We start from the raw sequence: 9,038 nt of genomic DNA on the forward strand, positions 1-9,038 counted from the left end.
CTCTCCGCCCCCCCCCCCCCCTCCCTCCTCCACCCCCCCCCCCCCCCCCCCCCCCCCCCCCCCCCCCCCCCCCCCCCGGCCCCGTCGCCGACTCAGCGGGCGCCGACTCAGCGTCGCCGGGTCAGCGTCGCAGGGTCAGCGTCGCAGGGTCAGCTTCTGGTCCATTTCTGGCTGGTCGTGCCGGTGCAGGACCACAGCTGCACCTTGGTCCCGTTCGCGGTCCCGAAGTTGCTCGCCTCCACGCACAGGCCGGACTGCACGCCGGTGATGGTGCCGTCGCCGTTGACGTTCCACTGCTGGTTCGTCTGGCCGTTGCAGTCCCAGATGATCACCTGGGTGCCGTTGCTGGTGCCCCGTCCGCTGGCGTCCAGGCACTTGTTGCCGTACACCTGCAACTGCTTGCCCGAGGTGTAGGTGAACCGCTGGTTGCTGCCGGTGCCACAGTCCCACAGGTTGAGCTGGGTGCCGTTGGTGGTGCTCGCGTTCGGGACGTCGAGGCACCGGCCGGCGTTGACGTTGCGCAGCACCGACGTCGCCCCGGCGGTGGGGGTGGGCGTGGGCGTGGGGGTCGGCCCCGGGTCGGAGGAGGGGGGCAGGATGGTGATGGTGAAGGCGTCGTCGACGGCGGTGTGCGGCAGGTTGACCGTCGTGCCATTGCTGGACAGGGTCACCACGGCGTTCTGGATGGTGACCGGCCCTGAGACGGCGCCGCCGCCGTTGTGGGGGACGCGTTCGGCGACCACCCTCACCTGGTTGTTCTCCACGATGCCGCTCGTGGCGTCCAGGCGCCGCAGGTTGACGGCGATGTTGCCGGTCGTGGTGCCGCCGCCGACCAGGACCTTGGCCGTCCCTGCCGCCTTGGTGGCGAACGCGTCGTAGTTGGAGCTGGGCGTGACCGAGGCGATCTGGCCGGTCTGGGAGCCGTAGAAGGCGTAGACCCACCACTCGCCCTTCGGCTGGTACTGGCCGGAGGAGTTGTGGACCAGCAGGTTGCCCAGGTCGTTGTGCAGGTTGCCGCCGCTGGCCCAGTTGGCGCGCAGCCCGTCGGCGCCGGCCCGCTCCAGGCGCGAGATGTACCAGGCGCCGTCGGCCGGGTTCTGCTCGTTGGACGCCCCGTACTCGTTGATCTGGTACGGCCGCGGGTGGGCGATGCCGCGCGAGTTCAGCGTGGTGTCGGCCGTCGCGACGTTCGACACCGGGTCGCCGGGCAGGGAGTGCCAGCTGATGATGTCGGGGACCACGTTGTTGGCCTTGACGTAGTCCAGGTACTGGGTCCACCAGCCGCCCGTGGAGGGCACGCAGGCGCAGCTCGGGCCCACGATGAGGTGCGAGGGGAACGCGGCCCGGACGCGCTGGTAGGTGCGCCGCCACAGCTCGAAGTACTGGGACTGGGGGCGGTTCCAGAACAGCGTGATGTTGGGCTCGTTCCACAGGTCCCACTGCACCGGGGCGCCCGTGGCCTGCACGTCGCTGATCAGGCGGGTGAGGAAGTTGTCGTAGTCGGTCCAGTTGCCGTTGTCGCCGGGGAACCGCGAGATCGCGTAGCCGTCGGCGCCCCAGAGGTCGTGGACGAGCAGGATGAACTCCCCGCCCAGTGACCGGGTGCGCAGCAGCTGGGCGCGGGTGGCGTTCCACCGGCGGTCGTACTTGCCGGACACCCAGCCGCCGGGACCGTCGAGCTGTGCGCCGCCGGCCCGCATGTACCGGTACTTCACGTCGGTGAAGAAGTGGTCCGGCGGGTTCGCCCCGTTCTCGGTCATGCCGTAGATCCAGCCGGAGGCCCGGTAGGTCGGCGTGCCGCCGCCGGCGGAGAAGTCGACGGAGATGGACTGGTCCGCCGCTTCCGCCGGGGTGGCGGACGTCATGACGGGGCTGGCGACGAGCGCGCCGACGGAGAGCAGGGCGGCGATCCAGCGGCGGCCGCCTCGCCGCCCGCCGGGTGCGAGGTCCGCACGTGACTCCTCGGAGACGGAAGGACGGGGTCGATGGGCCGGCGGCGACGGCGGAGGTCGCCACAGCCGCGCTCGGTGGACGAGGTCGCGAACCTTCATTTCGGACTCCTCACTCGTGGTGCGGCGCACAAGAGTGGATCGGTTTCATGGGGGGAGGTGAAAACCCAGGATGTCCTTGTCGAATCGATTCGACCGCAGCCTAGGTCGCACCCCTGGTGATGTCAATGGCGGGTGTCGTGGACGTGAACGCGGTGGTTCCGGGCGCCCTTTCGCCCCGTGGGGCACGGGCCACCGCTCCGTGAGGAACGATGGCCCGCGCTCGGCCGGCGGGCGCCGCCCGCGTCCGCGGTGGATCGGGAATGATCCCCTGGGTCAGCGGTAGCCGGCGGCGACGACGTTGGCCTGCACCGCGTTCTCGGTGGCGTCCGACGGGTAACCGGACACCATGGCCCCCTCGTAGAAGGTGCCCGCGCTGAGGTTGGCGCCGCCGTCGGGCTTGCAGCAGTCACCGCCGCTGCCCAGGATGATCGCCCCCTGCTTCTTCATCGGGCTGTATCCCGGGGGCAGCGAGCCGTCGTACAGGGTGTACAGGTCGCCCGACTGCGCGTTGCTTCCCTTCATCGCGAACCGCGACGTCCCGTTGTTCTTGAGCGTCGCGGTGACGAACTTGCTGGTGAACGCCCTCTGGTTCGGGTTCCAGGACTGGCTGCCGCCGGGGAACAGTCCCCACTCCAGGTCCGCCTGGACCCAGGGGCCGCTGCCCGAGCAGCCGCCGAACCAGCACTGCCTGCTGAAGTTGATCGCGTCCATCGCGCCGGCCGCGTCGGCCTTGCGCGTCGTCTCGCTGTTGCCGTAGTCGAAGCAGCAGCCGCTGTTGACGTGCGTGCCGCTGGTCACCATGTACATGCCCTCGGGCGCGCTGCCGGTGGGGACGCCCGTCAGGTGGCCGTCCCTCCAGTAGCTGTTGCTGGGGTTGATGTACAGCGAGTACGCCTTGTTGCCGCCGACCGTCAGCGACTCCGACGTCGCGGTCGCGGGCCTGCTCTGCGGTGAGCCGGGGACCACGCTCGATCCCTGGTACCACAGGTCGTTGCCCCTGCCGGACTGGTCGTACACGACGGTGATGACGCAGGAGGTGCCCGAACAGAAGGAGTCCTGGACCGCCGCGTCGGCCGAGCCGCCCGCGGCCAGGACGCCGATGTTCCTGGTCGCGTTGTCGGAGGAGCGCCTGACCTGGTAGAGGTTGCCGCTGTAGGACCCGAAGAGCGCCCGCACCGTGCTGTGCGCGGCCACGCACGGCGTGCCGCCCGAGGCGTAGATGTCACACGGGCGCGCGCCGGGCGGCTGGGGCGTCGGGGTCGTCGTCGGGGTCGGGGTCGGCGAGGGGGTCGACGAGGTGTTCCACCTCTGGTTGGCCTGTCCGTTGCAGTTCCACAGGATGATGGCGGTGCCGTTGGCGGTGGCGGCCTGGTTGACGTCCAGGCACAGGCCCGACTGCGTGCCGGTGATGGAGCCGTTGGAGTTCTGCCGCCACTTCTGGTTGGCCTGCCCGTTGCACGTCCAGATGATCACCTGCGTGCCGGGCGCGGTCTGGTTGCCGTACGCGTCGACGCACCGCGTGCCGTTCAACGTCCGCAGCTCGCCGGAGGAGGTGAACTCGAACGCCTGGTCGGCCTGGCCGTTGCAGTCCCAGATGTCCAGCCCGGTGCCCGCCGCGTCGGTGTTGCCCCTGACGTCGAGACACCGGCCGGAGGCCGCGCTGACCAACGGCGCCGCCGCCGACGCCGGCACCGTCCAGGTCAACGTGATCGCCACCACCGTGGCCAGCACCGCCGCCGCACAGGCGGCGACGCGAGACGGCGAGCGCCCCCCGCCGGTCACGCGACCCGGTGACGGATCGGATGAGAATCGCATCGTTTCTCCTTAGTGAGGTGGACCAGTCGGTTCACCGGGTGCCGTCAGGTGCGGGTCCAGCGCTGGTTGGCGCCGCCGTTGCAGGACCAGATGGTCAGCTTGGTGCCGTTGGCGGTGGCGTTGTTCGGCACGTCCAGGCACTTGTTGGCGCCGACGGCGGTGATGCTGCCGTCGGAGTTGAACCGCCACTTCTGGTTGTTCTGGCCGTTGCAGTCCCAGATGATGACGGTGGCGCCGTTGGCGGTGCTCGCGCCGTTCACGTCCAGGCACTTGTTGCCGTAGACCCGCAGCTCACTGGAGCTGGTGGAGGTCCACTGCTGGCCGGCCTGCCCGTTGCAGTCGTAGATCTGCGCCTGGGCGCCGTTGGACTGCGAGCCGCCGGTCACGTCCACGCACCGGCCCGATCCGACGCCGCGGATCGCGCCCGCGCCACCCGCGGTGGGCGTCGGGGTGGGCGTGGGGTTGGGGTTGGGGTCGACGCTGTTGAGCACGTTCAGCACGGAGGTGTAGGCCGGCTTCTTGTTGTAGTTGCCGTCGAACAGCAGCGGGGTGTCGCCGCTGCGCCAGGAGTACTTGTCGGTGACCCCCCAGGTCGTGATGCCGGTGCAGCGGGGCACGTTCATGCACGCCTGGGTGACGCGCCGGTAGGCGTCGGCCTGGGTGGAGCCGGAGCCGCCGATGTCCAGCTCGGTGATCTGCACGTCCACGCCCAGGTCGGCGAACTGGGCGATGTTCTGCTGGTAGTTGGACGGCGGGTTGCCGAAGTGCGACTGCAGTCCGACGCAGTCGATGGGCACCCCGCGTGCCTTGAAGTCGCGGACCATGTTGTAGACGCCGCGGGTCTTGTTGGCGTTGGCGTCGTCGATGTTGTAGTCGTTGTAGCAGAGCTTGGCGTCGGGGTCGGCCGCCCGCGCGGCGCGGAAGGCCTCCTCGATGAAGCCGTTGCCGAGCTTCTGGGTGAAGATCGAGCTGCGCAGCGAGCCGACCGCGCCGCCGTCGGCGAAGGCCTCGTTGACCACGTCATAGGCGAAGATCTTGCCCTTGTAGTGGGCCATGACCTGGTTGATGTGGTTGGTCATCGCGCTGCGCAGGTCGCTGGCCGACATGCTGTCGTTCACCCAGCCCGGCAGCTGGGCGTGCCACACTAGCGTATGGCCGCGGATCTTCATGCCGTTGCTCTGAGCGTGGGAGACCAGCCGGTCGGCCGAGGTCCAGTTGAACGAGTTACGGTTGGGCTCGATAGGGCCCCACTTCATCTCGTTCTCTGCCGTGACCTGGTTGAACTCCCGGTTCAGCGTGGTGGTGTACGCCGACTCGCTCAGCCGGCCGACCGCGACCGCGGCACCGAAGTAGCGGCCGCTCTGCGCCGCCGCCGCGCCCAGCGTGCTCTCGGCGGCGCCGGCGGGCGCCGGCGCCACCAGCGCCGTCACCACGCCGAGCGCACCGAGAGCGCCGGCGAGCGCCGCCCTGCGGACACCGCTGAGCGGCCGCCGGGATCGAGCCGCGGGATTGACGTGTTCGCTCATGCCTGAGCCTCCGTACGTCGATGAGATTCGGTGGGTTGGGGGGAACTGCGAGGACATCGGCCCGGATGGAGGGGTGATCCGGGACTCGGGGGAGTTCGGCGTGGCAGTGGCCGCGCGGGTCCGGAGGGGGGCGCCTTCTTCGCGTCGCGACCGTCGTTCGGGCATGGTGAGACCAGCGCTCGGCCGCACCGGTCGGGGCCGCGCGCTCGTGCTCGGTGTCTCAGCCGGTCAGGGCTTGACGGCGATGCCCCCGTACGCCCAGGCGTGACCGCCTCCGGGGATCGCCTCCTGAACCGTGTCCGGCCGCCATTGCAGGACCTCGACCACGCCCGGATCGATCAGCCGCCAGCCGTCGGAGAACCGCGTCACCTCGGCGTGCGTGCGCGGCACCATGGGCGCGGTGCTCTTGTCGTAGGGCTTGGTGAACTCCTCCTGGTCGACCTGGGGGGCGAAGTCGAGGGTGATGTGCGAGAGCAGCAGGTGGCTGCCGGCCGGTACGGCGGCCTTGAGCTCCTCGACCACCCCGTAGGGGTCCTCGTCGTCGGTGATGAAGTGCAGGACGCCCGCCAGGATGACGGCCATCGGACGGCTGAAGTCGAGCACCCTTCGCACATCGGGATGGGAGAGGATCGCCTTCGGCTGCCGGAGGTCGGCCTCGATCACCGTGGTGGCGCCGGTGGGACTGCCGGTCAGCAGGGCGCGGCCGTGGACCAGGACGATCGGGTCGTTGTCCACGTAGACCACCCGGGCGTCGGGGTTGACCCTCTGCGCCACCTCGTGGGTGTTGCCCTGGGTGGGGATGCCGGTGCCGATGTCGAGGAACTGGTCGATCCGGGCCTCGGCGGCGAGGTGGTGCACCGCTCGGCGGAGGAAGGCGCGGTGGGCGCGGACGCCGGCGCGCGTGCCCGGCGAGACCTTGACGAGCTGCTCGGCCGCCTCGCGGTCGGCCGCGTAGTTGTCCTTGCCGTCCAGCAGGTAGTCGTATATCCGGGCCGGGTGCGCGATCTTGGTGTTGATGCGGCGGAAAGCCTCTTCCGCCGCCGAAGGCGCCGTCATGTCCGACATCCCTGCTCCTCGTTTCCTCTGCGTCTCATCTCTCCTCCTCGGTCGCCGCGGACCGCCGCCGTAGGGTGCCAGAGGAACGCCCGTCATACGGATGCTCTGCCACTGCCTGGTGGCAGGGGATCTGTTTTGTAGCCGATAATCACTTATGGAGCTTTGTTTCCTCTGAATCCAAGAAACCGGTGTTTTGCGATACGCGGAACTCGCATTTTCCCACAACGTCCTTCGCGTATACGGGCGAAGATCGAGAGAGGTCGCGTGACCGGCCGGAGCCGCCAGGCACGCCGATGGACCGTCGCGGCGAGCGTGCCAGGATGGCGCCGGGGCCAGAGGACCTCTTCGCGTGGTCAGGTGCGAGTCCGGCGCCGGTCGACTCCGCCGTCGCAGGACCGGGTGAACGGCTCACTGCCGCTGCCGGTGGCGTCGTTCGTGCCCATGCCGAAGCCTCCATTGCCGGGTCGATGAGAGATGTGGGAGACCCGGGCATGCCGCGACCGGCTTGTCACCGATCCGCGTCACATCCGGGAGCACCTGCCGCTCACCACCAGCTCCGGCAGGAGGAAGCCGCCTGGAGACTCAGTGTGGAAACCGTCACGTAACATGTCAAGACCGCCAGCGAACCGATTCGATCTACGCCGGCTCCCAATGCGGGCGGGCGTGCTGGTGCCACCCGGTCGCGGGCGTCGCCGGCGTGAGCGCGACGCCGGTCCCGCCGTGTCACCATCTGATGAATGTTTCATCACCCCGCTCTCCCCGCGCGGTGCGGACCGCGCTCTCGTCAGGGCGGATCGGGGCGCCCGGCGCGCGGCGGAACCGCGCCGGACCGCGGGGCTTGACGTATCTCGTCATGTCAGGTTGGCTCCGCCACACCACCACCTCTTGTCAGTCCGAATGGTTCCGGATCTACCGAAACCGTTGTTAGCGCTCACAACTAACGATACGAATCGATGTCACACAGGACCGGGCCGATCATCGCCGGGTCTGGTCGGCGGAGCCCGCATCCGAAGGTCGTGGCCGACCTTGTCGCCACCGGCCGGTTGTCGCCCTCGTCCAGGGAGGAATGTGTTAACGCTAACTCAGGCCACGCTGCCCGCAGCAGCTGTGTGATCGCCTGGGACCGCATCGGGCAGGCCTGCCGACGGTGACGGCGCGAAGCCGGCGGCGCGACCGTACGGACGCTCACCCCCCCGTATCAATAGGAGTCAGATGCGTAAGATCACTCAATGGGCGCTGGCGGCGGTACTCGCCGCGGGCTCTCTGGTCGCGATCGGCGGCGGGTCGTCGCCGGCCGTCGCGCTGGAGAATGGGCTCGCCCGTACCCCGCAAATGGGGTGGAACGACTGGAATACCTTCTTCTGCAATATCAATGAAAGCCTCATCCGGCAGACCGCGGACATCATGGTCTCCAGCGGCATGGCGGCGGCGGGCTACAAGTACGTCAACATCGACGACTGCTGGTCCACCAAGAGCCGCAACGCCAGCGGGGACCTGGTGGCGGACCCGCAGAAGTTCCCCAGCGGCATGAAGGCCCTGGCGGACTACGTCCACGGCAAAGGGCTGAAGCTCGGCATCTACTCCTCGGCGGGGACCACCACCTGTGCGGGGTACCCGGCCAGCCTGGGCTACGAGCGGCGGGACGCGGCCCTGTGGGCGTCCTGGGGGATCGACTATCTGAAGTACGACAACTGCGGCGACCACCAGGGCAAGAACGGGCAGCAGCGCTACACCGCCATGCGGGACGCGCTGGCCGCCACCGGGCGCCAGATCCTGTACAGCCTGTGCAACTGGGGACAGGAGAGCGTGTGGACCTGGGGGATGCCGGTGGGCAACTCCTGGCGCACGACGGGTGACATCGGGGCGAACTGGAACTCCATCACCGGCATCCTGGACCAGCAGGTCGGGCTGGAGGCCTACTCGGGGCCGGGCGGCTGGAACGACCCCGACATGCTGGAGGTCGGCGTCGGCTCGCTGACCGGGACCGAGGGCCGGGCGCACTTCAGCCTGTGGGCGCTGCTGAACGCCCCGCTCATCGCGGGCAACGACATCCGCTCGATGAGCGCCGAGACCCGCACGACCCTCACCAACACCGAGGTCATCGCGGTCAACCAGGACTGGGGCGGCAAGCAGGGCCACAAGATCAGCGACAACGGGAACCTGGAGGTCTGGCGCAAGCCGATGTCCGACGGCTCGGTCGCGGTCGTGCTGCTCAACCGGGGCACCTCCACCGCGACGGTCTCCACCACCGCCTCCGCCATCGGCCTCGGGTCCGCCTCCTCCTACTCGGTGCGCGACCTGTGGGCGCACACGACCGGCACCTCGTCCGGGACGATCAGCGCTTCGGTGCCCGGACACGGCGCGGCCATGTACATCGTGACCGGTGGCGGCATCGTCACCCCGACGCCCACGCCCACTCCCACCGGCACCGGCGGGATCAGAGGGGCGGGCTCCGGCCGCTGCCTGACCGCCGCGTCGCAGACCAACGGCGCCCAGGCGCAGATCTGGGACTGCAACGGCCAGGCCAACCAGCAGTGGACGCCCACCGCGAGCGGCGAGCTTCGCGTCTACGGCAGCAAGTGCCTGGACG

5 protein-coding genes are annotated in these 9,038 nt (G+C 69.4%); 1 reads left to right on the forward strand and 4 read right to left on the reverse strand.

The genetic code is table 11. The features are described from left to right. Positions 1–149 precede the first annotated feature (149 nt). From ACZ6QO_RS37460 to ACZ6QO_RS37475, 4 genes are all read right to left on the reverse strand, one after another. The gene (locus ACZ6QO_RS37460) at positions 150–2,051 is read right to left on the reverse strand and encodes a ricin-type beta-trefoil lectin domain protein (RefSeq protein ID WP_465858211.1); all 1,902 of its coding nucleotides are present in this window, start codon (positions 2,049–2,051) and stop codon (positions 150–152) included. Between the two features lie 273 nt (positions 2,052–2,324). Continuing rightward, positions 2,325–3,866: an arabinofuranosidase catalytic domain-containing protein gene (locus ACZ6QO_RS37465; protein ID WP_465858213.1), complete on the reverse strand. Its 1,542-nt coding sequence runs from the start codon at positions 3,864–3,866 to the stop codon at positions 2,325–2,327. Positions 3,867–3,910: 44 nt separating this feature from the next. Next, positions 3,911–5,392 (reverse strand): lectin, encoded by a 1,482-nt coding sequence (locus ACZ6QO_RS37470; protein ID WP_465858215.1) that lies wholly within the window; start codon positions 5,390–5,392, stop codon positions 3,911–3,913. Positions 5,393–5,620: 228 nt separating this feature from the next. Next, positions 5,621–6,457 (reverse strand): SAM-dependent methyltransferase, encoded by an 837-nt coding sequence (locus ACZ6QO_RS37475; RefSeq protein WP_465858216.1) that lies wholly within the window; start codon positions 6,455–6,457, stop codon positions 5,621–5,623. A gap of 1,203 nt (positions 6,458–7,660) precedes the next feature. Here ACZ6QO_RS37475 and ACZ6QO_RS37480 point away from each other — a divergent pair. Then, a partial coding sequence (locus ACZ6QO_RS37480; RefSeq protein ID WP_465858218.1) for a ricin-type beta-trefoil lectin domain protein occupies positions 7,661–9,038 on the forward strand: 1,378 nt, incomplete at its 3' end.

It is taken from the genome of Sphaerisporangium sp. NPDC049457 (assembly GCF_055586705.1).